At 45.2% G+C, this 26,270-nt stretch carries 21 protein-coding genes; 15 read left to right on the forward strand and 6 right to left on the reverse strand.

Features of this window, described 5'->3' with window-relative positions:
- The first annotated feature begins 91 nt into the window (after positions 1-91).
- Positions 92-1,069 (forward strand): c-type cytochrome, encoded by a 978-nt coding sequence (locus tag B0I27_RS01580; RefSeq protein ID WP_106290695.1) that lies wholly within the window; start codon positions 92-94, stop codon positions 1,067-1,069.
- Here the strand turns inward: B0I27_RS01580 and B0I27_RS01585 are convergent.
- The 4 genes from B0I27_RS01585 to B0I27_RS01600 all read right to left on the reverse strand — a co-directional run bounded on the left by B0I27_RS01585 (position 1,059) and on the right by B0I27_RS01600 (position 9,054).
- The gene (locus B0I27_RS01585; protein ID WP_219904960.1) at positions 1,059-2,399 is read right to left on the reverse strand and encodes a pectate lyase family protein; all 1,341 of its coding nucleotides are present in this window, start codon (positions 2,397-2,399) and stop codon (positions 1,059-1,061) included. The genes B0I27_RS01580 and B0I27_RS01585 overlap by 11 nt on opposite strands.
- Before the next feature lie 111 nt (positions 2,400-2,510).
- Positions 2,511-4,067: a DUF4957 domain-containing protein gene (locus B0I27_RS01590; protein ID WP_106290697.1), complete on the reverse strand. Its 1,557-nt coding sequence runs from the start codon at positions 4,065-4,067 to the stop codon at positions 2,511-2,513.
- Between the two features lie 10 nt (positions 4,068-4,077).
- Positions 4,078-5,856, reverse strand: a complete 1,779-nt coding sequence (locus B0I27_RS01595; protein WP_106290699.1) for a RagB/SusD family nutrient uptake outer membrane protein — start codon at positions 5,854-5,856, stop codon at positions 4,078-4,080.
- 21 nt (positions 5,857-5,877) lie between these two features.
- Positions 5,878-9,054: a SusC/RagA family TonB-linked outer membrane protein gene (locus B0I27_RS01600; RefSeq protein WP_106290701.1), complete on the reverse strand. Its 3,177-nt coding sequence runs from the start codon at positions 9,052-9,054 to the stop codon at positions 5,878-5,880.
- 433 nt (positions 9,055-9,487) lie between these two features.
- Here B0I27_RS01600 and B0I27_RS01605 point away from each other — a divergent pair, with 433 nt between their 5' ends.
- The 4 genes from B0I27_RS01605 (at position 9,488) to B0I27_RS01620 (ending at position 13,300) form a co-directional block, all read left to right on the forward strand.
- Positions 9,488-11,614: a type IA DNA topoisomerase gene (locus B0I27_RS01605; RefSeq protein WP_106290703.1), complete on the forward strand. Its 2,127-nt coding sequence runs from the start codon at positions 9,488-9,490 to the stop codon at positions 11,612-11,614.
- Positions 11,614-12,156 (forward strand): hypothetical protein, encoded by a 543-nt coding sequence (locus B0I27_RS01610; protein ID WP_106290705.1) that lies wholly within the window; start codon positions 11,614-11,616, stop codon positions 12,154-12,156. Before B0I27_RS01605 ends, B0I27_RS01610 begins: the two co-directional genes overlap by 1 nt.
- Positions 12,157-12,377: 221 nt before the next feature.
- Positions 12,378-12,608: a hypothetical protein gene (locus tag B0I27_RS01615; RefSeq protein ID WP_106290707.1), complete on the forward strand. Its 231-nt coding sequence runs from the start codon at positions 12,378-12,380 to the stop codon at positions 12,606-12,608.
- 71 nt (positions 12,609-12,679) lie between these two features.
- A complete protein-coding gene (locus tag B0I27_RS01620; RefSeq protein ID WP_106290709.1) occupies positions 12,680-13,300 on the forward strand; it encodes a hypothetical protein in 621 nt (206 codons plus the stop codon).
- A gap of 87 nt (positions 13,301-13,387) precedes the next feature.
- Here the strand turns inward: B0I27_RS01620 and B0I27_RS17360 are convergent, their stop codons facing one another.
- Positions 13,388-13,579: a hypothetical protein gene (locus B0I27_RS17360; RefSeq protein ID WP_146133074.1), complete on the reverse strand. Its 192-nt coding sequence runs from the start codon at positions 13,577-13,579 to the stop codon at positions 13,388-13,390.
- A gap of 209 nt (positions 13,580-13,788) precedes the next feature.
- Here B0I27_RS17360 and B0I27_RS01625 point away from each other — a divergent pair, with 209 nt between their 5' ends.
- Positions 13,789-15,090, forward strand: coding sequence for a DEAD/DEAH box helicase (locus B0I27_RS01625; RefSeq protein ID WP_106290711.1), 1,302 nt, complete (start codon positions 13,789-13,791; stop codon positions 15,088-15,090).
- Between the two features lie 44 nt (positions 15,091-15,134).
- On the opposite strand, the gene B0I27_RS01630 is transcribed toward B0I27_RS01625, so the two are convergent.
- Positions 15,135-15,350, reverse strand: coding sequence for a hypothetical protein (locus B0I27_RS01630; RefSeq protein ID WP_106290713.1), 216 nt, complete (start codon positions 15,348-15,350; stop codon positions 15,135-15,137).
- Between the two features lie 116 nt (positions 15,351-15,466).
- Here B0I27_RS01630 and gap point away from each other — a divergent pair, with 116 nt between their 5' ends.
- The 9 genes from gap to murD all read left to right on the forward strand — a co-directional run bounded on the left by gap (position 15,467) and on the right by murD (position 26,262).
- Positions 15,467-16,468 (forward strand): type I glyceraldehyde-3-phosphate dehydrogenase, encoded by a 1,002-nt coding sequence (gap, locus tag B0I27_RS01635; protein ID WP_106290715.1) that lies wholly within the window; start codon positions 15,467-15,469, stop codon positions 16,466-16,468.
- A 45-nt stretch (positions 16,469-16,513) separates the two neighbouring features.
- Complete coding sequence (locus B0I27_RS01640) at positions 16,514-17,704, forward strand: phosphoglycerate kinase (protein ID WP_106290717.1); 1,191 nt, start codon at positions 16,514-16,516, stop codon at positions 17,702-17,704.
- 558 nt (positions 17,705-18,262) lie between these two features.
- Positions 18,263-18,727, forward strand: coding sequence for a division/cell wall cluster transcriptional repressor MraZ (gene mraZ, locus B0I27_RS01645; RefSeq protein ID WP_106290720.1), 465 nt, complete (start codon positions 18,263-18,265; stop codon positions 18,725-18,727).
- Positions 18,720-19,622 (forward strand): 16S rRNA (cytosine(1402)-N(4))-methyltransferase RsmH, encoded by a 903-nt coding sequence (gene rsmH / locus B0I27_RS01650; protein ID WP_106291221.1) that lies wholly within the window; start codon positions 18,720-18,722, stop codon positions 19,620-19,622. The genes mraZ and rsmH overlap by 8 nt, the downstream gene beginning before the upstream one ends.
- A 26-nt stretch (positions 19,623-19,648) precedes the next feature.
- Positions 19,649-20,059 carry an FtsL-like putative cell division protein gene (locus B0I27_RS01655; RefSeq protein ID WP_106290722.1) on the forward strand — a complete coding sequence of 137 codons (411 nt, stop codon included), beginning with the start codon at positions 19,649-19,651 and terminating at the stop codon, positions 20,057-20,059.
- Positions 20,060-20,118: 59 nt separating this feature from the next.
- Positions 20,119-22,215: a penicillin-binding protein gene (locus tag B0I27_RS01660; protein WP_106290724.1), complete on the forward strand. Its 2,097-nt coding sequence runs from the start codon at positions 20,119-20,121 to the stop codon at positions 22,213-22,215.
- The gene (locus tag B0I27_RS01665) at positions 22,212-23,675 is read left to right on the forward strand and encodes a UDP-N-acetylmuramoyl-L-alanyl-D-glutamate--2,6-diaminopimelate ligase (protein WP_106290726.1); all 1,464 of its coding nucleotides are present in this window, start codon (positions 22,212-22,214) and stop codon (positions 23,673-23,675) included. The genes B0I27_RS01660 and B0I27_RS01665 overlap by 4 nt, the downstream gene beginning before the upstream one ends.
- Positions 23,675-24,916, forward strand: coding sequence for a phospho-N-acetylmuramoyl-pentapeptide-transferase (mraY, locus tag B0I27_RS01670; RefSeq protein ID WP_106290728.1), 1,242 nt, complete (start codon positions 23,675-23,677; stop codon positions 24,914-24,916). The genes B0I27_RS01665 and mraY overlap by 1 nt, the downstream gene beginning before the upstream one ends.
- Positions 24,916-26,262 (forward strand): UDP-N-acetylmuramoyl-L-alanine--D-glutamate ligase, encoded by a 1,347-nt coding sequence (murD, locus tag B0I27_RS01675; protein ID WP_106290730.1) that lies wholly within the window; start codon positions 24,916-24,918, stop codon positions 26,260-26,262. The genes mraY and murD overlap by 1 nt, the downstream gene beginning before the upstream one ends.
- Positions 26,263-26,270: the final 8 nt, after the last annotated feature.

Here is a 26,270-nt window from a genome sequence, read left to right on the forward strand (position 1 = left end):
TCGATTGGCACGGTTGAACAAACGTCTTCACAGCAGTTTGTAAAAGCAAAGAATTTTGCACCTTAGATGTTCATAATCAATTGGATATCTAATGAAAGTACTTAAAGTCGTCGGTATAGTCCTTGGTCTGGTTCTCATCCTCGCATTAGCGGGTGGTATATATTTGAAAGCAGCACTGCCTGACATTGAACCTGCTCCTGAACTGACGATAGACAAAAGTGCTTCGCGCGTGGAAAGAGGCCGCTATCTGGCAAGCCATGTCGCTGTATGCATGGACTGCCATTCTACCCGCGAATGGAAATATTACTCGGGACCTATGGTCCATGAGACGAGGGGTGCAGGAGGGGAGAAGTTCTCCCGGGAGATGGGCTTCCCCGGAGTCTTCTACGCCCCCAACCTGACGCCTTATGCATTGAAAGACTGGACAGATGGAGAGATCTTTCGTGCGGTTACATCCGGTGTCAATAAAGACGGTAAGGCGCTGTTTCCTTTAATGGCATCTCATCGGTTTGGGCGAATGGATAAGGAAGATATTTATAGCATTATCGCTTATATCCGCACCTTAAATCCAGTCAAAAGCGACATCCCGGAACGTGAAATTGACTTCCCTGTTAATTTCATTATTAACACCATGCCTCAAGAACCCTCCTTTAGCAAAATTCCTTCTGAAAATAACCAGATAGGCTACGGTCGGTATCTGGTCAATGCGGCCGGATGTGTTGATTGTCACAGCCAGGTGGACCAGGGGAGCGTAATCAAAGGCACAGAATTCGGCGGAGGCATGGAGTTCAAACAGGCGGCCGGAACCGTCCGGTCGCCCAATATTACCCCGGATAAAGAAACAGGCATTGGCAACTGGTCAGAAGCGATGTTCATGACTCGCTTCGCCGCCTACGCGGACTCCAATTTCGTCAAACAGGAGCTGGCTCCCGATGAGCTGAATACGCCGATGCCATGGACCATGTATGCCGGTATGAAACCCTCTGATCTCAAAGCGATACATGCATATCTTAAAAGTTTAAAGCCGATAAGCAATCGGGTGGAGCGGTCATTGAATGCTAAGTTTTAGCATTCTCAGCTGCAACAATTGCGTTAAGATAGACTTCAATATTCGTATATTCTTTGTCGATTGAATATTTGGATGAGTCTTCAGCGCTCTTTGGATTCAAGCCATGTTTACGTTCCCAGTCATCAGGCATTCCGTCCAGATCCGAGTCTATAATTTCATTATAGGTCTTGAGATCTGGCCATGATCCTACGTCAGCCGGAGAGTCTATGAGTCCTTTTCCCAATTTTCCGCTCGTGGATTTTCCGGTACGTACCTCGTTTACAATCCTCGAGTCTACCTGATCTCTCTTGTAGCTGGCTCCGGCATGTTTTAAAACAATATGGTAAGCATCCTCTGCCGACTGTAAGGACGTTTTCTGCACAGGAAAAGCCGTATCCATCCTGATAGAATCACAACCCTCGCATCGCACCCCGCCCGACCAGTTATCCCGACTGATGGAAACATTGTTATGCAAAACATTGCCTTTTACAAAGAAACGACCAAAGGGAGCCCAGGGATTAAGCAATGTGGTAGCCCTTTGTTTCGCTGTTGCCGGTCCGGCTTTGTAATAGTTGTTGACCACATTATAGCGACCTTTTTCACCTCCATAAGTACTATTGCTGCCCCAATTATAAATCACATTATTGCTAAAATCTACCAGCTCGTCTTTGCTGTTGGGAGTGGTGGATGATCCGCTGAATCTTGGGGTTCTGCTGCTATGGCTGGCAATAAGATTGTGATGAAAAGACGCCCCCATACCTCCCCATATTCCGCCGTAGCCATGATCTCCCTTGGCATGTACAGACGCATTCAGGCTTTCGGTGATCATGCACCACTGCAGGGTGAAATCTTTGTTTCGGTAAAAGGATGCGCATTCATCGGTTGCCCAGCTCATCGAACAATGATCAATGATGATGTTATTGTTCGAGCTGTTGGCTCCTAATGCGTCTCCCTCAACTTTCTTTTCATCGCCCATGCGAAAGCGGATGTACCGGATGATCACGTTGTTTGCTTTGATACTGACCGGATAATTTTTTATGCAGATACCATCCCCCGGGGCCGACTGACCTGCTATCGTGATGTCGCCTTTGTTAATATCCAGCGGACTTTCGAGGGAAATATTACCTGAAACTGCGAAGACAATAACTCTTGGTCCGCTCGCCTGTATTGCCTTTCTTAGGCTGCCTTCGCCGCCGTCATTTAGATTACTTACGACCAGAGTTCTGCCCCCTCGTCCTCCGGACGTGTATTTTCCGAATCCTTCCGCACTGGGAAATGCGATTGGTTGTGCTTTTACGGTTATGCCCAGTACTGCCAGGCTTAAAAACAATAACGTCTTAATGGATATCATGATGGTTGGAATGTTATGGAAAATGCTCGTAAAGCACTTCGGCCTTCATTGTGACAGGATAATACTGTCATTATGAAGGCCGAAGCAATTAATAGTTTATTAGAGAAACGCTTACTGTCTCCATCTTGGATCACCAATTCCGTTAGCTTTTAGATCAAGGTCGGAAATAGTAAAGTTTCCGGTTGAAGGACTTGCGAACTTTGGATCCTTTGTTGTGAAAGTTCCTTTATCGTTCGTTGCCCCAGCAGTGGCACTTGCAGTGAAGTTAGGTGCCTCAAAATAATTATTATTCGCCATCGTAGCGATAGTCGGAGACTCTTTCGAATAATAGCCTACAGATTTTGCTATTATGTTCTTGGTGAAATTAATCTCATGTGACGCTAAACGAATGTATAACATTCTGCCAGCCGCAGTATTGATCACGTTATAGAAAGTGTTCGTCCTGATAGTAATGATACTTTTTACCCCTGAGAAAGCTGTTGAGCCTCCTGAATCCATGCGGAAAAAGTCCCTTTGTGGATCTGTTGTATTATAGACTGTGTTATTCTCGAAAAGGAAAGTGTCTGCTATGCTATTCCGGAAATCGAAAATATCATTCGTTCCTTTAATTTCGCTGAAGATATTGCCGCGAATCGTTACCGAAGCTACTCGCGCCTTTACGCTACCATAAAGTACTCCTTTTACATATTTAGTGATCTCACAGTCCTGTACCAGCAAAGATTCGTAGCTAGCATTTGTATTATCCTGGTCGTATATGATCGCTTGATTACCATCTGGCGCATCGGCACCATCAAGAACCAAATCTCTCAAAGTTAAACCGGCCAGCTCTCTGATCCTGAAAATAGCACCGTTCACAACAGGCTTATTCGCCGGGTTTGTTCCTCTGATAGATATCGATTTACTTACCGTCACATTTGCTTTAATGTTGTAAGTGCCGGGAAACAACGCTATCGTCGCTCCAGGATTTGCGTTGGCAACTATCGCGGCAAGATCATCACCGGGGCTTACAGTAGTTACTTTGCTCAAATCCATTAAAGTCGTGAATGTTCGCGTGCCTCGGGTCTTTGTTCCACTGGTTAATTTCGCAGTATAATCAGTTTCTGGTGACAATCCTTCGATAACAGCCTGACCTGCAGCAAGCTCTCCGCTGGTCAGGGTGTGAGTTATGTTACCTGGTGAAATGGAAATGGCTGTTGCTGTGGCACCGGCGGGCCAGTCAAGCGTAACGGATGTCGATGTTAACACCTTTAGATTGACATTTTGGAAAATCTGCTCCGCATCCGTTTTAAATGTTGTAGAAATCCATTTCGATTCGTCTACACCTTCACCAATAGCCTTAACGCGGACCCAATATGGTGTTTCTCCCGACAACCCTGGCACCGTATAGGGAAGCTGGGCAAACATCACTTTTTCAATTGTTCTGACAGCTGTTCCAGTGAATTCAGCATTTTCGAATATCTCTATGCTGTAGGAACTGGCATTGCTTACCGCTCTCCAGTTCAGCCTTACTCCTGTTTTTTCGACTACGATAGCTTCTAAGTCAGTAGGAGAGAAGGCTCTCGGTACATCTAAAGTAGTTATTTCTGTAAAAAGGTCATCTTTACACCCTGTGAAGCCGATGGAGCTTGCCAGGAGTAAACCAGCCAATAATATTTTATTTGTATTCATAAAACTATGATTATAAGCCAAGGTTAGTATTGTTTAATGTTCCGTTTGACGAGTCAATGAAGACTTGCCATATTGGCCAAAACTGTTGGCTATTCGGATCTTTCGTATAAAGAGCGTCCCAGAAGGTGATCTTGTCGCTGGTTGAAGACATTGTCCAGGCTTTATTAGCTGTATAGCCAAGTGAAGCACCTATTGCATCAGTATCTCCGAAGTTTAAACCATAAATTTCTACGGTTTCTTTATCATCCCGGGTTTTGTAATAGATCTTACTTGGTAAATCAGCATATCTTCCTTGTCTGTTTTCCAGTTGCTGAAGTTTTACCTTCGCTTCATCCAGCTTAGTCTTCAACAAATTCCAGCGAATGAGGTCAGCTTTTCGGAGCATTTCTCCAGTGAATTCTAAAGCTCTTTCGTCTACGATAGCGTTAAAGAAACTAGTTTTCGAAGCTGTAACCTGAGCCATATAAGCCGTAACTTTGCCAGCGTTATTCGGGAAAGCTCTCTTGCGGATCATCTCCAGATATGGTGCTGCAGCTGCCGGACCGTCTAGTTCATTGATGGCCTCTGCAGCCATTAGTACTACGTCAGCATAGCGCATGTAAAGCCAGTTTAAACCGTCATCGTTAGTTGAAGTTACCACCCTTTTCATCCACTCGTAGCGATACTTTCCAAAGTAGGTACGACCTAAGTTTGAAGGTACCTGAATTCCTCCGGTCCACTCGTAAGGAACGATTGATACATCTCTTCTTACATCCTCTTTGTCGTATTCATACAGCATAATAGGGTTCGGCACGTTGGTTCCGCCCCGGTTTTGGCCAGTATATTTGTCGGTCGTCGTATGGCGTACCCCCAGGTCGAAGATTACTCTTCCGCGTCCTTCGCTAAAAGGTATTTCCCACATAGATTCTAAGCCCGCACGTCCGGTTTCCTCATTCAGCGTACGAAAAACTTCTTCAAAACCTTGCAGCTTTAAGGTTCCGCTGTTAATAATATCCAGACATTCGTTTTTCGCAATCGTGTACATCTTCTCGCGGGATAGCTCCGGGTCTGTGCTCAAGCGGATTGTTCCATCCAGACGTTGTGCGTATCCACCGGCGGCTAACGCTAAACGCGCCCTTAACCCCTTTGCAAACGCTTTGCTGACACGTTCAACGGACTGAGTTCTGGCTGAAGCATTAGGCCATGGCAACAATGTAGCGGCCTCTTCCAGATCTGCAAGCAGTTGCTTGTAAATAACATCTCTGTCGCTTCTCGGCAAATAAGTTGTTTCAGAAGTGATCGGCTCAAAGCGTGCAGGAACATCACCCCAACCTTTGATCAAATCACTATACACAACGGCTCTTAGCGTTAATATCTCTCCCAGTATCTGTCCAAGCTGAGCATTATTTTGAATATCCCCGTAGGTTCTTAAACCTCTGATAGCCAGGTTAGCCCTTTCGATGCCTTCGTAGAACTTCGCCCAGGCGTTGTTGTCAGTGTTCATCTGTGTATTGGCCACATTGGTATTGAAGTTAGACAGTCTGGACTGCTCACTATCTGTGGTCTTTAATCCATTGTACACTTCCGTATCTGTATTGATGCCGTAGAATACAAGATATCTTCCTCTGTAGGAGTTTGTCTCCCCAAATGACTGGATGATCCCTGCTATCGATCCCTCGGCCAGGGCCGGGGTTGAGAAAATAACGGATTCGTCCAGAGATGATTTTGTAGGAGCGTCGAGAGCGTCCTTGCAGCTGCTTATACAAGTAAGCCCCGCAAGAAGTAAACATATATTGACAATTTTTTTCATTTTCTTTAATTTATAGTCCGTCTAGAAACCAACATTCAAACCGAATACATAAGATTTGCTTTTTGGATACGCTGAATAATCTACTCCTGGAGTAAGAGCGGTTCTGCGCCTTGTCGAAACCTCAGGATCGAATCCAGAGTAGTTTGTCCATAAGAACAAGTTGTAGCCGGATGCGTATACACGCAGGCTCTTCATCTTTAATTTTGAAGCAACCGCTTTTGGTAAGGAGTAGCCCAGTGTAACCGTTCCCAATCTCAGGAACGAACCATCTTCAACCGCCCAGTCACTCAATACATATCTGCTCATATATGGAGACCAAAGGGTAGTGTTGGCATTCATTGCCTGTAGTTCGGCTCCATCGTTGCTGATGGTTCCGTCAGGTCGTAGATTTGTCCATCTTTGTCCTGATGCCATAGTCGCGATCATGTTCCTTGAGCTATATTTACTGGTAGATGTGTACTCTATCTTGTTGGCATTGTAGATGTCATTTCCATAGCTCCAGTTGAAGTATGCAGCCAAGTCAAAATTGTATATTCTTGACATTATCGAGAATCCACCTGTATGCTTCGGATTGGTGTTTCCAATAACCGCTCTGTCAGTTGCGTCAATTTTACCGTCGCCGTTAAGATCTTTCAGTTTCATTGAACCAGGACGTATTGTTCCAACAGTTGATGCCGCGTTAGCCACATCCGTATTCAAGGTCCAGCTTCCTTTGGCAGCATCGTAGCCTGAAAAGTCAGAAACTTCGTACCGGCCGTCACTTACATATCCGTAAATCCGCCCGATTGATGCTCCTTCCTGCACCAGGTAGTCATAGCCTACTTCTGTTGATGCCCAACCCGAGGTTCCTCTTACATCGAGACCACCTAAGGAAACAACTTCGTTCTTATTGGTTGCAATATTAGCGTTCAAAGTCAGATCAAAGTTTTTCTTTCTCACTGCGCTCCAGTTTAAAGAAAATTCGATCCCTTTGTTCTTCGTTTCACCCAGGTTACGATATTGAAAATCATAGCCCGTACCCGATACAGGGTATTCGATAAGTAGATCCTTTGTGTTATTCAGGTAAAAATCCAATGTACCATTCAGTCGCGTGTTGAATAAAGAGATATCCAACCCGGCGTTCTTGGTAACCGTTGTTTCCCATTTCAAATCAGGATTTGCCATGGTTTTAGATGGGGCCCAATAGTTGTTACTTCCATTCACCCATGTGGTAGTAGTATTCAGGAATGATTGGACCATTTGACCTGAAGGGATGCCATTATTACCGGCCTCACCATAACTTAATCTTAGTTTCAAGTCGGTAAGCCATGATTTAGCTTCTTCCATGAAAGCTTCATCTGATACACGCCATGCTGCCGATACTGATGGGAAATATCCCCATTGATTTCCTTCTTTGAATTTGGAAGAACCATCTGCTCTGAACGTTCCTGTCAGCAAGTATTTGCCTTTGAAATTGTAATTTACCCTTCCGAAAAACGACAACAAATTATCATTTACTAAAAAGTTATTGTCAATTGAATTGGCCTGACCTTGTGTAGACAGAGCACGTGAGTCTTCAAACGAAAAGGTATTGGGTAATCCATGCACAGTTGCGGTCAGAATTCCCTCTTCTGTCTTGATATACTCCTGTCCCAAAAGCGCATTCAACGAATGATCTTTGTTCAGTAGCTTACCAAAATCATAGTTTAATGTGTTGGTATTTCTAAAGCTGTTTCTGTTTGTATTAGTGAAAATGATGGCCGGATCTCCTTGATTCTCGCTTGACGGTACATTTTGTACATAATACGTTGATGTTCCATAGAATCGATCCTGGTCATTCCGGTATCCATCGTAGCCAATCTCCGTTCTGAATCGCAAATCTTTGATGACATCCCAGTTCAGTGCGCCATTGAAGTTATAGGTCTTTCTCTGAACGTACTGATCGTTGTCTGTGAGTGCTACAATAGGGCTGAATAGGTTGAAATCAGGATCTGTCTCTGTGCTGTTTGTTAAGCCATTCACCGGAATTGACGGATAAATCATGGCAAACTTCAATCTGGAGTCAGCAGAAGATATTTCCCGTTGCTCATTAGCGCCACCACCTTCGATTTTGGTGTTCGAATATCTTGCTCCAAAATCTATAGATAACTTGTCGTAGAGCTTATGGTTTAGTTTAAAGTTTAGGTTCTGTCTTTCGAACCCTGACAGCAACATGATAGCTTTATCTTTAACAAAGCTATGGCTTACGCTGAATTTAGTTTTCTCACCTCCGCCGCTGATGTTCAGGTTTTGGTTGTAAGTTGTTCCGGTGCGTCCGAAAACGATATCCTGCCAGTCGTTTGCGTCTAAGTTAGCGTACATGTCGATATCCTGGAAGTTTCCAAAATACTTGGTGTAATCTTTTACCTCTCCGTCAAGCAATGCCCTTTCATACTGAAAATATGCATAATCCTGTGGCGTTAATACATCCAGTTTATTGGCAAGATTTCGTACGCCTGAGAATACATTATAGCTGATGCTCGTGGTACCTGTCTTACTGTTCTTCGTTGTAATCAGGATTACCCCGTTAGCCCCTCTCGAACCGTAGATTGCGGTAGATGAGGCATCTTTTAGGATGTCGATTGTCTCGATGTCCGATGGAGCGATATCTGATATTGAATTGACAGGGAACCCGTCAACGATATATAGAGGTGCGTTGCTTCCCGTGATCGAACCTCCACCTCTTACCCGGACAGTCATTTCCGCATCAGGAGATCCTTCAGTCGTAGAAATCTGAACTCCGGCAACTCGTCCGGTGATCGCTTCTATAGCCGAAGAAACCGGAGCAGCTGTGATAACGTCAGCACTAACGGATGCAACAGCACCTGTCAGGTCTTTCTTTTTCACTGTACCATAGCCAATTACGACGACTTCATCCAGGGAGGTCACATCTTCTTCTAGCGTAACATTGATTTTTGACTGACCTCCAACATTTACTTCTTTGGCTTTAAATCCTACGTAATTAAGAACCAAAATTGTATTTGTGGAGGGAACGTTTAATTTGAAGTTACCATTTACGTCGGTACTCGCTCCTTGTTTTGTGCCTTTCACTGTGACACTCACGCCGATAAGAGCTTCTCCGCCCTTATCTGTGACATTACCCGTTACTTGTCTTGTTTGTGCAGACGCAACAAACAAAATTGAACACAGGAAAGTCACTACTAGTAGAACTTTTTTCATGCAATAATTATTTAGGTTAAAGAAATCCCTGTAGGCAATTGGGTTAGTACTCTTAATTTATATTGGTTGAACTGCCTATGCGGCCAAATCTATATACTTTAATTTTAAACAAAATGACCAGAGACATAATTATTTGTGCAATCGTTCCCGTAAATAGAAAACAATGCGTTTGATTTATTTAAACTGTACACAGACAATGATTTGATTGTATCTATTGCCCCTCAGATAAAATTTCAGAATACACAGCGCCTGGGTAGGACTTTGGCTTTAACCGTGGAAAGAAATCTGGTCACTCAACAAAATTCTGGGTTATATTTGCAACTTAGAATTTGTTAGAAACCATGTCCAGAGCTCGCCTTTACAACGCATCTTTTTCTTCCTTTCACTGTATAACTTCACTTCAATCAGTTGACTGCTCTATCCTTGCCGCGGTATGAAGGTCGTTATAGCAGAGAAACCATCCGTCGCCCGGGAGCTTGCCAAAGTATTCGGAGCAACGATGAAAAAGGAAGGTTACGTTGAAGGGAAAGGCTATTCTTTCACCTGGGCTTTTGGTCACCTCATTCAACTCGCCGCCCCGGAGGCTTACGGCTTCAAAGGCTGGCGACTGGAAAACCTTCCTATGCTTCCCGAGCGTTTTAAACTTGCGGTTAAGCAAAATAAAGTAAACGGCGTTTTGAAGGACGATCCGGGAGTCGTGAAACAGCTCAATGTCATTCGCAAGCTGTTTGAAGAAGCCTCCGAGATTATTGTGGCAACAGACGCCGGAAGGGAAGGGGAGTTGATCTTTAGGTACATTTATTATCATCTCAAATGTAAAAAGCCTTTCAGAAGGCTGTGGATATCATCGCAAACCGACGAAGCCATCAAACAAGGATTTCGCAATCTAAAGCCCGGGTCGGAATACGATACCCTTTTTTATTCTGCCCAATGTCGTTCAGAATCTGACTGGATCGTTGGCCTCAATGCTACCCAGGCCCTGAGTATAGCCGCCGGGAACCACTCGGTGCTATCGCTCGGCAGGGTTCAGACGCCGACACTTGCGATGATCTGTGCACGATATCTGGAAAATAAGAATTTCAAAGCTCAGATCTACTATCAGATTGCTATTTGGGTAAATAAAGACGGACAGCTTTTCAAAGCACTGTCGGTTAAGAATTTTGATAAACTGGATGCTGCGCAGAAGATTCTGGAAGCTGTAAAGGACGCTGCGTCCGGGTTCCCTCAGGGAGCTGAAATTCTTAACGTAGACGTGAAGCCACGAAAGGAACAGCCGCCGCTGTTGCATGATCTGAGCAGTTTACAGCAGGAAGCGAATAAGCGTAAGGGCTTTACCGCCGACCAAACGCTGACCCTGGCGCAAACCTTGTATGAATCTAAGCTAATTACCTACCCCCGGACGGGAAGCCGGTATATAGGCGATGATATTTTTGCTGAAATCCCTGCCCTGATAGCGAATCAGACAGGGCATCCAGCATTTGGTAAACAGGCCGTTGAATTGCTAACGGCCAAACTGAATAAACGCAGTGTGAACGCGAAGAAGGTCACGGATCACCATGCACTTCTGCCTACAAACAACAAACCTCAGTTCCTTCCTGAGGATCAGCAGGTGATCTATGACCTGATCAGTGGAAGAATGCTGGAAGCCTTTCATCACGAGTGTGTTAAGGAGCTTACGAAAATATCGCTGGAGTCTGGCTCTATGTTTGTCGCGAACGGAACCGTTATCCAGTCCCCGGGTTGGCGTGCTGTATTCAATCAAGCCGATACAGAAAAAGAAGACGAGGAAAATCCGACGCTCCCCAAAGTGGTCAAGGGTGAATTGCTGCAGGTCGGAAAAAAGGAGCTACTCGAGAAGCAGACCAAGCCAAAACCCCTTTACAATGAGGCGAGCCTTCTTAAAGCCATGGAAACGTCGGGAAAAGAAATTGAAGACGATGAACTGCGCCAGGCTATGAAAGACACGGGTCTTGGCACTCCCGCTACCCGCGCGTCGATTATTGAAACGCTGATCAAACGCGAATATATCCGACGTGACAAGAAAAACCTGCTTCCTTCTGAAAAGGGACTGGCGGTGTACGATCTGGTGAAGGATAAGCAGATTGCGCAAGCTGAACTTACCGGTCTGTGGGAGAAGCGGCTGGAAGAAATCAGATCCGGAGCCTCAGTACAAGAATTTAAAAATGAGATTCGCGAATACACCCGCACAATCACCAGGGAACTGCTCGAAGTAGGTGGCGAACTTAACGGAAAGCTTTCTCCTCAGGAGGTAGAGGGTGCTACCGTTTGTCCGCTCTGCAAGAAGGGCATCATCCGCATAACAGAAAAAGCTGCCGGCTGCAGCGGCTATGCCAGTGGCTGCAAGTTCATCATCTGGCGAACAATGTCGGAAAAGAAGCTTACCGAAGAACAGATCATGACCCTTATCGAAAAGGGGAAAACGGATGTTATCAGAGGTTTTAAATCTAAGTCCGGTAAAATATTTGATGCTTCTTTGATTCTTTCCGAGGGAAGGGCTCATTTTGTATTTGAACCCCGCACAATTCAAACTACAGAATAATGGTTACAATTTCTGATATACGTATAGGCAATATTCTTCATCCTGATAGAAATGACCATACCATTGTCGCTACCGTCAGGGCTATCGAAGAGAATAAAATAGGTTTCTACGAACATGCTTCTGTAGCTCCCGCAGAAGTCGCGGCAGTCAGTTTGACCCCCCTGTGGCTGGCGGGATATTCTTTTTCATATTCACAGGAACAGCTCACCTGGAGTAAAGGTAAAATGATCCTGAACAAAGTTGCTGAAGGTTTCGTTTTCTCGCTTGGCGACCATCGCCAGGCCCTGCGCCATGTGCACCAGCTGCAAAACCTCTATTTTGCTTTATTTACCGAAAATCTGGAAGTAGAGCTGGATCAGGAAGCTGCCTATGAAGAGGTCGAACTGGCCGCAGACAGCGTCATGGTGAACTATCTCCCAAAGGATAAACAGTGCGCCTCCTTCTCTTTCAATCTGGCTGCTGAAGGAAAAATATACCAGGTTTTCTACAAAAAAGATCCGCAAGGTTATTGGAACTTCAGTTCTTATTCGGAAATTAACTAACGAATTGGCCCAAGTGCCCATCACAGTTTCGTATCACAGGTTGTTTTTTTTCGCCATAGCCAACTGCCCCCGAAAAATCGGCCAATTCTCAAAAAAATACTTCAGTTCAGCTATATCTTGTACCGTTCTAGATAAGAGTGGGAAATTTTAAAACAAAAAACTTCATATATTGCTTACATTGAACTAAGGTTGACGATGTATTTTTGAATGGAGAATTATTTATGAAACAGGCATTGAACTTAACGTTTAAAGATCTTGACTATAATTTTCAGGTAATTAGATTCCCTACGGTGAGCAAGTCGTGCATAGAAGTGCAGGTTTTGCTTAATCACGTGACCCGGACTTTGGTGAAAAACACAGCCACCTGGCGATTGAAGGGGAATGTGCCGCACGATCAGGAACTCATAGAAGCTATAGGCCAGATAATTGATGAGCGTTACCGGCTATCTTAAGTCTCCAAATTCTGTCCAGCATCTCTTTTGTTCAACGTGGTGTCGGGATTAACAGACCTGCATAAACCTTTATGGAAGAAGCACAATTCGATTACCGGGAAGAGATATTACAGAGCGCGTGCATGATGTGCGTTGTTTACAGGGAGCTGTTTGTGTATGCCTTAAACGCTGCTCTATGTGGCGAACTCAGCGACCTAAGAGAAGTATTTGAAGAAGGAGAGGAATATCCGGGCGATATCTCCCTGCTGGAAGCACTGGAGGACCCTAATATCAAGCTGCTGCTCGAACTGATGTATGACCTGGAAAAAACGGGCGATTCTCTTCTTAATATAAACAATATTGATGACGCGACATTGAAAGAAGCGCTCGCTAAGGGAATGGGCGATGAGTGTGTCTCGGAGCTCAATGAGGATGAAGAGCTCGGATCGTATGAGTTTTGGATGAATGATGCTATGGGCTACGCTCATCTGAGCATTTACTACCTGATGCAGCAATGTTATCGCCTGACGCATAACCAGCATTTTATTTCTGAAGAGGCAGACAAGCTGTTATCGTTTCCGACAGAAGAGTCCCTTAAATTGATTGACGAAGGTGATCAGAATGTGGCCATGTTGTCCAGCTTGTGCTTTCGTATGAGTGATAAGACTCACGCTTTATGTGAGAGCCTTATTAATTATCGAAAGTCCGGATGATAGTTTGCACCCGCTTAACCATAAAAAGAGAAGGAGCCAGACTCTCACACTGGCTCCTTCGATCATCGCTCAAAAGACATGTTTTTTTTATTTGGCTGACGTAGTGTCGCTGCCTGCTGTCGTGGTAGTGTCAGCAGGAGTTGCAGGAGTACTCGTTGCTGTATCAGTTGTATCCTGGGCAAAGCCCGCTCTAACAGTTTGTACTTCGTGATTGCTTGCACTTATTGCCGTAATTCCTGCGAAACTCAATATTGCGGCTGAAAACAGTAATTTTCTCATAACTTTTTTTGTTTAGATGAATTGTACTACCCATAGTCTAATAATCAGGCCAAAACTTATTTTTATCATATATAATTGATTATAAGGTAGATAAAAAATAAAATACCTCAAACGGCGGTATTTCTTTGTTGGTTTATTCTACAGTTTGCTGTATTTGAAAGCTAATTGCCATTCAAGCCTTACCTTTGCAACATAAATTTCTACCACAAATGATCAAGAAAGTACTTGAAAATTTAAAGATTGCCGCTCTTAACCCCATGCAGGAGCATGCACTCAACACATCAGCGAATAAAGACCTCGTTCTTTTCTCCCCTACAGGTTCGGGCAAAACTCTTGGCTTTCTTCTTCCCTTGATTAAATCACTTGATTCGGGTGCATCTCAGATCCAGGCACTCATTCTTGTTCCTTCCAGAGAACTTGCACTGCAAATTGAACAGGTGTTCAAAGCGATGGGAACTTCTTTTAAAATCACTTGCTGTTACGGAGGACATTCTACGCAAATAGAGAAAAATAGTTTGATGCATCCCCCCGCCGTGCTCATCGGGACACCGGGTCGGATCGCCTGGCATCTACGCAGAGAGAGCTTCAAAACCGAAGCTATAAGAACGCTTATTTTGGATGAATTCGATAAATCTCTGGAATTCGGCTTTCAGGAAGATATGTCCTACATTATAGATTGCTTGCCAGCAGTACAGAGGCGTGTACTAACGTCTGCAACCAGAATGGAAGAAATTCCGTCTTTCACCGGTGTGCAGGATCCTGTAGAACTCAACTACCTTAACAGGGCGGACAGTTTGCCGGATTTAACATATAAAGCAGTGATGAGTGGTGCTGAAGATAAGCTTGAAACCCTTTTCTCGCTGGTCTGTATGATCGGTAATAAGTCGACCCTGGTCTTTTGTAATCATCGTGATGCTGTAGGCAGGATAGGTGAGCTGCTGGATCATATGGGAATCGTTCACGGAGAGTTTCACGGCGGAATGGAGCAGGAGGACCGGGAGAGAACTCTCCTAAAGTTCAGAAACGGAACATACCGCCTGCTCATTACTACAGATCTTGCGGCGAGGGGACTTGATATTCCGGAGATTGAATATGTTATTCATTACCAGTTACCACTTACCAGGGAAGCTTTTATTCACCGAAACGGGCGTACCGCACGTATGCATGCTACCGGCACATCCTTCCTCATGCTCACAAAAGAAGAGTTACCGGCCCATCTTGGTGTCGAACCAGAAATTATCACGCTTCCTAAAAGGCCCGTTCTTCCTTCACCAACAGATTGGGATACCCTATATATCGCCGCCGGAAAGAAAGATAAAGTTAACAAGATCGATATTGTCGGCCTGCTCCTCAAGAAAGCTCAGCTCCCCAAAGAAGACCTCGGCCTGATAGAAGTACTTGATCATTCTTCGTATGCCGCTGTAAAGCGTGACCGCATCCACGATGTGGTGCATCAATTGAAAGACGAAAGGATCAAAAATAAAAAAGTGAAGATCCAGATCTCCAGTTAGAGTCTGGTGCGCCCTCGCCCCAGTTTTCATGGCGGGGGCAGGCACTATTTATCCTTGGGAGGGGTCTTGACCGGATTTACGGGTTGTTCAGACGTTTCCTTAGTTTTTGCAGGGTCCTTGAATCCGGCATCTTCTTTCTGATAATTCAGATCCTCCGGGTGTACTACCGCTTTATTATCATCTTTTTTAGGTTTGATATCTTTTTGTTCCGAATCCTGAGGCTCCAGTTTCTCTGGTTTGTTACTTTGATTATTTGTCATAGTAGTTTTACTTTATAAACTCTGTTCCTAAATAAAGGTTTCAAACACCCCGTATTTGGCCGAAAAACCTAACTTTGATCAGGGATACCTGTCCCTTTAAAATAAATTTTATCCGAATGAAAGTAGCTATAAATGGGTTTGGGCGAATTGGAAGGACTGTTTTTCGGACGTTACTGGAGAACGCTGACATAGAGATAGCCGCCATCAATGATCTTGCCGAACCAGCCACTCTTGCGCATCTCGTGAGGTACGATAGTGTGCACAGAGGCTTCAAGGGGACGGTTGAGGCTGGCGAAAATGCGCTGATCGTTAATGGTCGTTCCATTCCTGCTTTTTCGGAGGCTTCTCCTGAAAATCTTCCCTGGGCGGATCTTCAGATCGATGTAGTTATTGAATCAACAGGTCGCTTCCTCAGTCGCGCTGCTGCAGAAGCGCACCTGCGGGCAGGAGCCAGGCAGGTGATCATATCCGCGCCGCCTTCTACAAAAGACGTCCAGGTGGTGGTCCTTGGTGTGAATGATCATCAAGTCGACTTTCGCTCCCCCGTCCTTTCCAACGCATCTTGTACAACGAATAATATTGCACCGATGATTAAGGTGCTGGAAGAAAACTGGGGGATAGTAAACGGTTATATCACCACGGTCCATTCCATGACCGGAGACCAGAATCTTCATGATGCCCCGCATCGCGACCTTCGGCGAGCGCGTGCTGCGTCCTCTTCGATTATTCCAACCACTACGGGGGCGGCAAAAGCGATCACCAGTATCTTTCCCCGCCTGGAAGGAAAGTTGGGCGGCGCCGGCATTCGGGTGCCCGTATTGAACGGGTCGCTAACCGACTTCACCTGCACGCTGGTCAACCAACCAACGGTAGAAGAAATAAACGAGGTCTTCAGGAAGGCTGCCGCAAACGAACTTCAGGGTATTTTACAATATACATCAGATCCGATTGTGTCCGTCGACATTTTAGATAACCCTCATTCTTGTATATTTGACTCGCTCCTTACTTCTGTTGTCGGCGGGATAACCAAAGTGGTAGGTTGGTATGATAACGAGTACGGATATTCCAGCAGGCTGACGGATATGGTGAAAAGGATTGCGCTGGCTAATGCAAAATAATAGCTTAACTTATCGAAGATTTCTTAAACACTATATTCAATAAATATGAAGACAATTGATAATCTGAACTTCTCAGGAAAGAAGGCACTCATCCGCGTTGACTTTAACGTTCCTCTGGACAAGGACTTTAACATTACTGATGATAACCGTATCCAGGGTGCCTTGCCTACGATTAAAAAAATTCTGGCTGATGGAGGTTCGGTGATACTGATGTCGCACCTCGGTCGTCCGAAAGAAGGTCCTACTGAAAAATATTCACTAAAGCATATTGTTAAGCATCTGTCGGAGGTTCTTAACACGGAAGTGCAATTTGCAGACGACTGCGTAGGTGCTCAGGCTGCTGAAAAAGCGGCTGCGTTAAAAGGCGGGGACGTTCTTTTGCTGGAAAACCTTCGTTTCTATAAAGAAGAAGAAAAGGGAGATGAAGCTTTTGCTGAAAAGTTGAGCAAGCTTGGCGATGTGTATGTTAACGACGCGTTCGGTACTGCACACAGAGCACATGCATCTACAGCTGTGATCGCAAAGTTCTTCGCTGATTCAAAGTACTTCGGTTACCTGATGGCTGGAGAGCTGGCAAATGCAGAAAAAGTGCTGAACAATCCGGAGCGTCCGTTTACAGCCATTATGGGTGGAGCGAAAGTTTCTGATAAAATTCTTTTGATTGAACGTCTTTTGGAAAAGGTTGATAACCTGTTAATCGGAGGTGGAATGGCCTATACGTTTGCTAAAGCAAAAGGCGGACAGATCGGAAATTCATTGGTAGAGGAAGATAAACTTGAGCTTGCCCTCAGCCTGATTGAAAAAGCTGAAGCCAAAGGCGTAAAGCTGATTTTGCCTACTGATTCGGTAATAGCCAATAAGTTTGCAGCTGACGCAGATACGGATGTTGCTCAGAATGATGATATCAAAGAAGGTTGGATGGGTCTGGATATCGGTCCGGATGCTATCCAGGTTTACAAACAAGTAGTTGCAGAATCGAAGACAATCCTTTGGAATGGCCCAATGGGTGTATTTGAAATGGAGAAGTTCGAAGCAGGAACAAAGGCTGTGGCCGAAGCTGTGGTAGAAGCAACAGAAAAGGGAGCATTTTCTCTGATAGGAGGGGGCGACTCAGCAGCAGCTGTTGCGAAATTCGGTTTTGAAGAAAAAGTTAGCTATGTATCAACAGGAGGCGGAGCTTTGCTGGAGTACATGGAAGGTAAAGAGTTACCTGGCGTTAAAGCCATTAACGAATAAGGATTATCTAAATATTTTGCGAACCGGCTCATTTAATGGGCCGGTTTTTTTTGTGTTTAACCAGCCGTTGAGTAGTTATTCGCGAGCCGTTTATCAGCTCTTGGTCAGTTAGTGATCAGCTAGTGCTTAGCTTAGGGATGTAACCAGAGTGTAGCCACCTTGCAGCCACAGTGAGGCCACGTTTTATTGGAAAAAGGTGGCCTCACTCTGGCCTCACTCTGGGATCACCCTGGCCTCAGACACTAGCAGACCACAGGCTGACCACTGCTTATCCTCAGGTTTTTCAAGGCGGATTGAGAGTACGTTAAATGCAAGCTTTCGAAAACCTCCAAGTCCCGGGCGCTTTGGTCGATATCTTAAGCGAGCCGGAGCGATTTTGCGTTCATTTTTTCGTATTTCGATCAATTCGGGTACATTGACTAAGCGCTCATTTTCATAGAATTTGCCTTTTTTAGCTTAGAAAGCGACTATTATCTCTTGTTGAAAACTTTTTGTGGGGTTATGTGGTAGAAAGTGGTAAAAGTATGTAATTTTACTCCACTCAAACTAAAGCTGTTAATGTCTCACTTCTTAGGCGAATTTGAATGTAAGCTCGATGCAAAGGGCCGACTGATGATACCAGCCGGACTCAGGAAGCAAATGCCTGAGGCTGAGAAGGAAGGGCTTGTCGTGAATCGCGGTTTCGAGAAGCATCTTGTGATTTATAGCCGGAAGGAATGGGACAAGATAATGGAAGACCTCAGCAAGCTTAATCAGTACGAAGAGAAGAACAGGCAGTTCATTCGGTACTTTACCAGGGGTGCGACTGAGCTTTCTCTGGACGCTGCGGGCAGGATATTGCTTCCAAAATCGCTTTTGGAGTATGCGGGTGCATCTTCGGAAGTGGTGCTGGCTTCACAATTTAACAAAATTGAGCTTTGGTCAAAAGATGCATATGATGCACTGCTTGACAACGAACCCGATAACTTCTCCAAACTGGCAGAAGAGGTAATGGGTGGCGCAGGAAGGAGGGCTGATGTCTGAGTATCACGTGCCTGTTATGCTGAAAGAGTGCATGGAGGGTCTGCATATTATTCCGGACGGGGTGTACGTTGATGTCACCTTTGGCGGTGGTGGACATTCCCGGGAGATTCTGAAGAACCTGGGCGAAGGCGGCAGACTGCTGGCTTTTGATCAGGATGAAGATGCGAAAAAAAATATTCCAAACGATGATCGGTTAACCTTTATAGATCAAAACTTCCGCTTTTTAAAGAATTATTGCCGTTTACATTCGGCGATGCAGGTGGATGGTATTCTGGCTGATCTTGGTGTTTCATCCCACCAATTTGATCAGCCAGAGCGGGGGTTTTCTACAAGGTTTGATGCGGATCTCGATATGCGAATGGATCAGTCAGCACCGATCACGGCGAAAGAAGTTATTGCTTCATACAGTGAGGAGGAGCTCCACCGGATATTTGGTATGTATGGCGAAATTCAGAATGCCAAATCGCTTGCGCGGACGCTTGTTACGGCAAGGTTAAACCGACAGATCGATACGATTGCTGAGTTTAAAGAGGTGATTAAAAAGCTTATCCCGAAGGGAAAAGAAAATAAATACCTGGCACAGGCTTTCCAGGCGCTTCGGATAGAGGTGAACCAGGAGCTGGAGGCTTTGCAGGAGTTCTTATTGCAGGCGGCCGATGTATTGAAGCCGGGCGGAAGGCTGGTGGTGATGTCTTATCACTCACTGGAGGATCGCCTGGTGAAGAATTTTATTGCCAAGGGCAAGTTCAGGGGCGAACTGGAAAAAGATTTTTATGGAAATATACAGCGGCCTCTGGATGCGGTAACGCGCAAAGCAGTAGTGGCTACGGATGAGGAGATCGCCTTAAATAGTCGCGCCAGAAGTGCAAAGCTGCGGGTTGCTGTGAAGTTGTAGGTTGTTAATGATTATTTGGAAGGCATATGAGTAATCGTTTCAGAAGGGATAAAGAAGAAGAGGAAATCGAACAGGAGATTGAAATCAAACCTGTTCAGAAGAAGGTTACGCTGCCCCGAAACTTCTTTACCGTGCTACTTACCGACGGAGTGATCTCCAAAGAAGCAGCATCTGAGATGATGCCCTTTATTATTTTCCTCGCCTTTTTGGGGATGGTGTATATTGGAAACCGGCATTTTACGGAGAAGAATATCCGGAGCATCGATAAGCTTAACAAAGAGGTAAAAGAGATGCGCTGGGATTATAAGACGTTGAAAGCGGATTTGATGTTGCGAAGTACGCAGACAGAGGTAGCCAAGAAAGTGGATACTCTGGGGCTGAGGGAGCCCGTTGAACCGCCGAAGAAACTGATGGTTCCGGCCTTGACAGAAAAATAAAACAGTACACGGTCTGCCTGGGGCAGATTGCAAGAATAGAAGTAAATAAGCAGTGAGTTATGAATATCAGAACTGACATTTTATTGCGTGTTTATATAGCCTTCGGACTGATCGTTCTGCTGGCATTTGCTGTATTGTTTAAACTTTTTCACGTTCAGATTACCGAAGGTGAAAAGTGGAGGGCGATGGCCGACAGCTTGTCGACTAAGTTCGTAAATGTGGAAGCTGTAAGAGGTAATATCCTCTCTCACGACGGGAGTTTGCTGGCGACGTCTGTGCCTGAGTATGAGTTGCGTCTCGATTTGAAGGCCGGCGGCGTGGAGAAAGATCAGGTCTTCTACGAGAAGGTTGATTCTCTGGCGGAGAAACTGTCACGGTTCTTTAACGACAAAAGCCCGCGTCAATATTCCAATATTTTACGCAAGGCCAGGCAAGACGGGGAGCGGTACTTTCTTCTAAAAAGGAACGTAACTCACCAGGAGCTCAAGGTAATTAAGACTTTCCCGATCCTGAATATGGGAAAATATAAAGGGGGCTTAATCGCTGTTCAAAAGAACAAGCGAATTTTGCCGTTCAGGAGTCTGGCTGCCAGAACAATAGGTTATAATAATGAACACGTGCAGCCGGTAGGACTGGAAGGTGCGTTCGGCGAATATGTGGATGGTGAAAGCGGCAGAAGGCTGATGCAGCGTATAGCAGGTGGAATCTGGATGCCGGTAAATAAAGATATTGAAATTGCCCCTAAAGACGGTGCGGATATCGTATCGACGATCGATATCAATATTCAGGACGTCACGCAGAATGCACTACTGAAGCAGTTAATTAAAAGCGATGCTGAACATGGATCAGCTATTGTTATGTCGGTCGAAACAGGTGAGGTTCGGGCAATTGCCAATTATACCCGTACGGGAAAAGGCAGGTACGAAGAGAAATTTAATTATGCCATAGCCGGAAATCAGGATCCGGGATCTACGTTTAAGGTTGCGTCGTATCTGGCTCTTTTCGAAGACAAAGCTGTAGATACGAGTACATTGGTTTCGACGGAGAATTATAAAATCCCGGGACATATTATTAAAGATTCACACGGTAGTATTGGTACTATTTCGGTAAAAAGAGCTTTTAATACATCGTCAAATGCGGCGATTGCAAAGCTCGTTAACCAAACGTATAAGGAGAACCAGTCCAAGTTTACTGACCATCTGTATAACTGGCACCTGCATGAGAAATTAGATTTACAGATTCCAGGGGAGGCTAAACCTGTGGTGAAGAATCCTAACAACAGAAGCTGGAATAAGAATATGTCGTTGCCTCAGATGGCTTATGGTTACGAAATGCAGCTTACACCGTTGAAGATGCTGTCTTTCTATAATGCGATAGCGAACGACGGCAAATATCTGGCGCCTATATTCGTGAAGGAGATAAGAAGACTTGGAAATACGATAGAGCACTTTGATGCCCGGGTCATCAACGATAAAATTGCATCTGATGAGGCTATCAAGACGATGCAGGAGCTGCTGGAGAGTGTGATCACGGAGGGTACGGGACGCAGGATCATCTACAATCCCTTGTATAAAGTAGCTGGGAAGACAGGCACTGCACAGGTAGCTGATGCGAACAGAGGTTACCGCGCGAAGCGTCAGTATCAGGCTTCTTTCTGCGGGTATTTCCCGGCGGATAATCCGAAGTATTCGCTGATTGTTGTGGTTAACGGACCAAAGAATGGATATTATGGAGCCCAGGTTGCCGGTCCACCGTTCCGCGAAATTGCGGATAAGATTTATGCCAACGACAAGGAAATGTATAACCCGGTACCTGAAAGATTAGTGGGCAACACCAAATTGCCTCCTTCTAAGGCCGGCCATAATGAAGCAACGCGTCAGGTATATAAAGCGTTGGGCATAAAAGCATACTATGCGTCGAATAGTGAATTTGTGCATCCGATAGATACGAGTAATGGCGTGTCTGTGAGAGAGGTTTCGATAAACGCTCATAGTGTTCCGGATGTTGCGGGAATGGGATTAAAAGATGCGGTATATCTGTTAAGCAATGCCGGTCTCAAGCCAGTAGTGAAGGGTAGCGGCAAGGTTATCAAACAGTCGCTGGCTGCCGGTTCGAGAATTGTTAAAGGATACCCAATAAATATAGAATTGCAATGAGAAGAACATTTACTGAATTATTAAGCGGAATCACGATTCTTGATCTGCAGGGCTCTGGCACTGTCGGCATCGGGAATATCTGCTTTGATTCGAGACAGGTAAAGCCAGGTTCTTTGTTCATTGCAGTTAAAGGCACGGTTTCTGACGGGCATGATTACATCGGAAAAGCCGTTGAGCTGGGTGTGTCTGCCGTTGTGTGCGAGACGATGCCCGCTGTGTTGGCAGAGGGTGTAAGCTATGCGGTCGTGGCGGATTCAGCTATAGCGCTGGGTTTGATCGCCTCTGAATTTTACGATCATCCGTCTGAGTCAATGAAGGTGGTTGGCGTTACCGGAACGAACGGTAAGACGACTGTTGCTACGCTGCTGTTTAAGTTGTTTAAGGAGCTGGGGTATAAGGTGGGCTTGGTTTCTACGGTCGAGAACTATATTCATAATTCGGTGGTTCCCTCTACGCATACTACGCCTGATCCGATCGCGCTGAACACGCTTTTGGCTGAAATGGTGGCCGCGGGCTGCGATTATTGCTTCATGGAAGTCAGTTCTCATGCAGTAGCTCAGCACCGTATTGCGGGTCTGCAGTTTACGGGTGGGGTTTTTACTAACCTGACGCACGATCATCTGGACTTTCACAAGACCTTCGATGCTTACCTGAAAGCAAAGCGGGGCTTTTTTGACTCTTTGCCTAAATCGGCTTTTGCCTTAACAAATGCAGATGACCGCAACGGGCAGGTTATGCTGCAAAACACGAAGGCCTATAAGAAGTCTTATGGCCTGAAGAATATGGCCGACTTCAAGGTTCGTATTATTGAAGACGAGTTGAGCGGACTGATTCTGGAAATTGATGGTCAGGAAGTTTGGTTCAAACTTATCGGGAATTTCAACGCCTATAACCTGCTAAGTGTGTATGCAACCGCTATGCTCCTGGAGCAGGATAGCAACCGCGTGCTGACCATTTTGAGCAGACTAAGCAGTGCGGAAGGAAGATTTGATTATATAACTGCCCCTAATGGCGTGATCGCTATTGTCGATTATGCTCATACTCCTGATGCTGTCCAGAATGTGTTAAGCACCATTCAATCCGTCAGAAAAGGTATTGAACAGGTGATTACGGTGATTGGTTGTGGTGGTGACAGAGACAGGACAAAGCGTAAGCCGATGGCGCAGATTGCATGCGACTGGAGCGATAAAGTGATTTTGACGTCTGATAATCCGCGTTCGGAAGAACCGATGGAGATCATCAGAGAGATGGAAGCGGGAGTAAGTCCGGAAAATAAAAGAAAAGTTTTGGTAATAGCGGACAGGGGAGAAGCCATTCGTACGGCATGTCATCTGGCGAAGGCCGGAGATATCATTTTGGTGGCTGGAAAAGGGCATGAGAAATATCAGGAGATAAAGGGTGTAAAGCATCCTTTTGATGACAAGAAAGTATTGACTGAACAACTAATCCAGGTAGGCTGATGTTATATTATCTATTTACATGGTTGCATAATGAGTACGGTCTAACCGGTACGGGTGTTTTTCAATACATATCCTTCAGAACTGCCATGTCGATCATCTTCTCGCTATTGTTCACTACGATCTACGGAAGTCGCCTGATAAAGAAGCTGCACGCGCTGCAGGTTGGGGAAACGGTACGGAACCTGGGACTTGAAGGACAGATGCAGAAACAGGGGACGCCTACCATGGGTGGTATCATCATACTTTTGGGAATCCTGATTCCTACACTGTTGTTTGCCAAGCTGGAAAATGTCTATATCATTCTGATGCTCGTTACTACAGTTTGGATGGGTATCATCGGGTTTATTGACGATTATATAAAAGTATTTAAGAAGGATAAAGAAGGTCTTGCAGGGAGGTTTAAGATCCTCGGTCAGGTTGTGCTGGCGCTGATTATCGGCTGGACGATGTATTTCCATCCGGATATTGTGGTACGTCAGCAGGTTACCCTGCCAACGACGAATACGAGTCCGCTTGAAGTACACCAAAAGGGTAATTCCTACTACTTCACGCAGAACCTGAAGTCGACCATGACAAACATACCTTTCGTGAAGAACAACGAATTCGACTATGCGAAATTCCTGAGCTTTTTGGGAGAAGGACATGAAAAGTATGCCTTAGTGGTGTTCCTGTTCTTTGTGATTGTAATCGTTACGGCGGTATCGAACGGCGCCAATATAACGGATGGAATAGACGGACTGGCCACGGGGACCTCGGCGATAATCGGGGTGACGTTGGCCGTGCTGGCCTATGTATCGGGTAATACCATCATGGCGGAGTATCTGAACATCATGTATATCCCCAACTCCGGAGAGCTCGTGATTTTTGCGGGGGCTTTTGTGGGTGCTTGCGTAGGCTTTTTATGGTACAACTCCTATCCGGCACAGGTGTTCATGGGTGATACGGGAAGTTTAGCTATTGGTGGTATTATCGCTGCTTTTGCGATTATGATTCGTAAGGAACTATTGATTCCGATCCTCTGCGGTGTGTTTTTGTTCGAGAATTTATCGGTAATCCTACAGGTGTCATATTTCAAGTACACAAAGAAGAAATTTGGTGAAGGGCGTCGGATTTTGCTGATGTCGCCAGTTCACCACCATTACCAGAAGAAGGGGTATCATGAATCGAAGATCGTGACCCGTTTTTGGATCGTCGGGATTATTCTGGCTGTGTTAACTATTGTAACCTTAAAACTGAGATAATGGAATCAAAGCGTTATATCGTGATTTTAGGTGCGGGTGAAAGTGGCACGGGAGCGGCAGTCTTAGCCCAGAAGCAGGGCTTTGAGGTTTTCGTTTCAGACGCGGGACCTATAGCTCCTCAGTATATTAAGGAACTGGAAGATGCAGGGATTGCTTTCGAGCAGCTTCAGCATTCGGTAGAGAAGATCGAGTCGGCTGATGAGGTAATTAAAAGTCCGGGTATTCCCGAGAAGGCTCCTCTGGTAAAGAAGCTTCGGGAGAAAGGTGTTTCAGTTGTTTCGGAAATTGAGTTCGCTTCAAGATACTCCAAGGCGAAGACGATTTGCATTACCGGATCAAACGGGAAATCAACAACCACGATGCTGACCTACCACATTCTGAAGAATGCAGGGATGAACGTGGGGCTTGCCGGAAATATCGGACAGAGTTTCGCCCGTCAGGTTGCGCAATCGGAACATGACTGGTACGTTTTGGAGATCAGCAGTTTCATGCTTGACGACATGTACGAGTTCAAGGCAGATATTGCGGTGTTACTAAATATCACACCTGACCACCTGGATCGCTATGACTACAAGCTGGAGAACTATGCGGAGTCAAAGATCAGGATCATTCAGAACCAGACGGAAGGCGATGTTTTTGTTTACTGTGCAGACGATCCGGAGACGATCGAAATATTAAAGAAGCATCCCGCGGTAGCGGTTACTTATCCTTTTTCAATAAAGGAAGAGCTCGAAAAGGGCGCGTATATAAAGGATAATCAGATAATTATTAAACTCAATACAGAACAAGAATTTAAGATGACTATTACAGATTTAGCGTTACAGGGAAAGCATAATATCTACAATTCTATGGCTTCGGGTATTGTGGCTAAGGTTCTTGAATTGCGCAACGAAAGCGTAAGAGAGAGCATGGGCGATTTTAAGAATATCGAACACCGTTTAGAGCATGCCGGAAGAATCACGGGCGTTGAATTTATCAATGATTCTAAGGCGACCAATGTAAACTCTACATGGTATGCATTGGAAAGCATGACGACTGACGTGATCCTGATACTGGGTGGGGTAGATAAAGGAAATGATTATTCTATTCTGAAAGATCTTGTTCGGCAGAAAGTGCGCGCAATTGTTTGTCTGGGTAAGGATAACAAACGTATCCATGAGGCTTTCGAGGAAGATGTGGAAGTGATTGTAAATGCATTCTCGGCTCAGGATGCGGTAGAGATGTCGTATCATCTGGCGAAGAAGGGTGAAACGGTATTGTTATCACCGGCTTGTGCGAGTTTTGACTTGTTTAAGAATTACGAAGATCGTGGAGATCAGTTCAAGGCGGCTATAAAGAATTTGTAGTGATAAAA

Origin of the sequence: Arcticibacter pallidicorallinus, assembly GCF_003002875.1 — a bacterium.
Classification (GTDB): domain Bacteria; phylum Bacteroidota; class Bacteroidia; order Sphingobacteriales; family Sphingobacteriaceae; genus Arcticibacter; species Arcticibacter pallidicorallinus.

Bases quoted from the DNA above. Each gene is read 5' to 3' on its own strand.
- B0I27_RS01580 (WP_106290695.1), top strand. From the start codon at position 92: ATGAAAGTACTTAAAGTCGTCGGTATAGTCCTTGGTCTGGTTCTCATC.
- B0I27_RS01585 (WP_219904960.1), bottom strand. From the start codon at position 2,399: ATGATATCCATTAAGACGTTATTGTTTTTAAGCCTGGCAGTACTGGGC.
- B0I27_RS01590 (WP_106290697.1), bottom strand. From the start codon at position 4,067: ATGAATACAAATAAAATATTATTGGCTGGTTTACTCCTGGCAAGCTCC.
- B0I27_RS01595 (WP_106290699.1), bottom strand. From the start codon at position 5,856: ATGAAAAAAATTGTCAATATATGTTTACTTCTTGCGGGGCTTACTTGT.
- B0I27_RS01600 (WP_106290701.1), bottom strand. From the start codon at position 9,054: ATGAAAAAAGTTCTACTAGTAGTGACTTTCCTGTGTTCAATTTTGTTT.
- B0I27_RS01605 (WP_106290703.1), top strand. From the start codon at position 9,488: ATGAAGGTCGTTATAGCAGAGAAACCATCCGTCGCCCGGGAGCTTGCC.
- B0I27_RS01610 (WP_106290705.1), top strand. From the start codon at position 11,614: ATGGTTACAATTTCTGATATACGTATAGGCAATATTCTTCATCCTGAT.
- B0I27_RS01615 (WP_106290707.1), top strand. From the start codon at position 12,378: ATGAAACAGGCATTGAACTTAACGTTTAAAGATCTTGACTATAATTTT.
- B0I27_RS01620 (WP_106290709.1), top strand. From the start codon at position 12,680: ATGGAAGAAGCACAATTCGATTACCGGGAAGAGATATTACAGAGCGCG.
- B0I27_RS17360 (WP_146133074.1), bottom strand. From the start codon at position 13,579: ATGAGAAAATTACTGTTTTCAGCCGCAATATTGAGTTTCGCAGGAATT.
- B0I27_RS01625 (WP_106290711.1), top strand. From the start codon at position 13,789: ATGATCAAGAAAGTACTTGAAAATTTAAAGATTGCCGCTCTTAACCCC.
- B0I27_RS01630 (WP_106290713.1), bottom strand. From the start codon at position 15,350: ATGACAAATAATCAAAGTAACAAACCAGAGAAACTGGAGCCTCAGGAT.
- gap (WP_106290715.1), top strand. From the start codon at position 15,467: ATGAAAGTAGCTATAAATGGGTTTGGGCGAATTGGAAGGACTGTTTTT.
- B0I27_RS01640 (WP_106290717.1), top strand. From the start codon at position 16,514: ATGAAGACAATTGATAATCTGAACTTCTCAGGAAAGAAGGCACTCATC.
- mraZ (WP_106290720.1), top strand. From the start codon at position 18,263: ATGTCTCACTTCTTAGGCGAATTTGAATGTAAGCTCGATGCAAAGGGC.
- rsmH (WP_106291221.1), top strand. From the start codon at position 18,720: ATGTCTGAGTATCACGTGCCTGTTATGCTGAAAGAGTGCATGGAGGGT.
- B0I27_RS01655 (WP_106290722.1), top strand. From the start codon at position 19,649: ATGAGTAATCGTTTCAGAAGGGATAAAGAAGAAGAGGAAATCGAACAG.
- B0I27_RS01660 (WP_106290724.1), top strand. From the start codon at position 20,119: ATGAATATCAGAACTGACATTTTATTGCGTGTTTATATAGCCTTCGGA.
- B0I27_RS01665 (WP_106290726.1), top strand. From the start codon at position 22,212: ATGAGAAGAACATTTACTGAATTATTAAGCGGAATCACGATTCTTGAT.
- mraY (WP_106290728.1), top strand. From the start codon at position 23,675: ATGTTATATTATCTATTTACATGGTTGCATAATGAGTACGGTCTAACC.
- murD (WP_106290730.1), top strand. From the start codon at position 24,916: ATGGAATCAAAGCGTTATATCGTGATTTTAGGTGCGGGTGAAAGTGGC.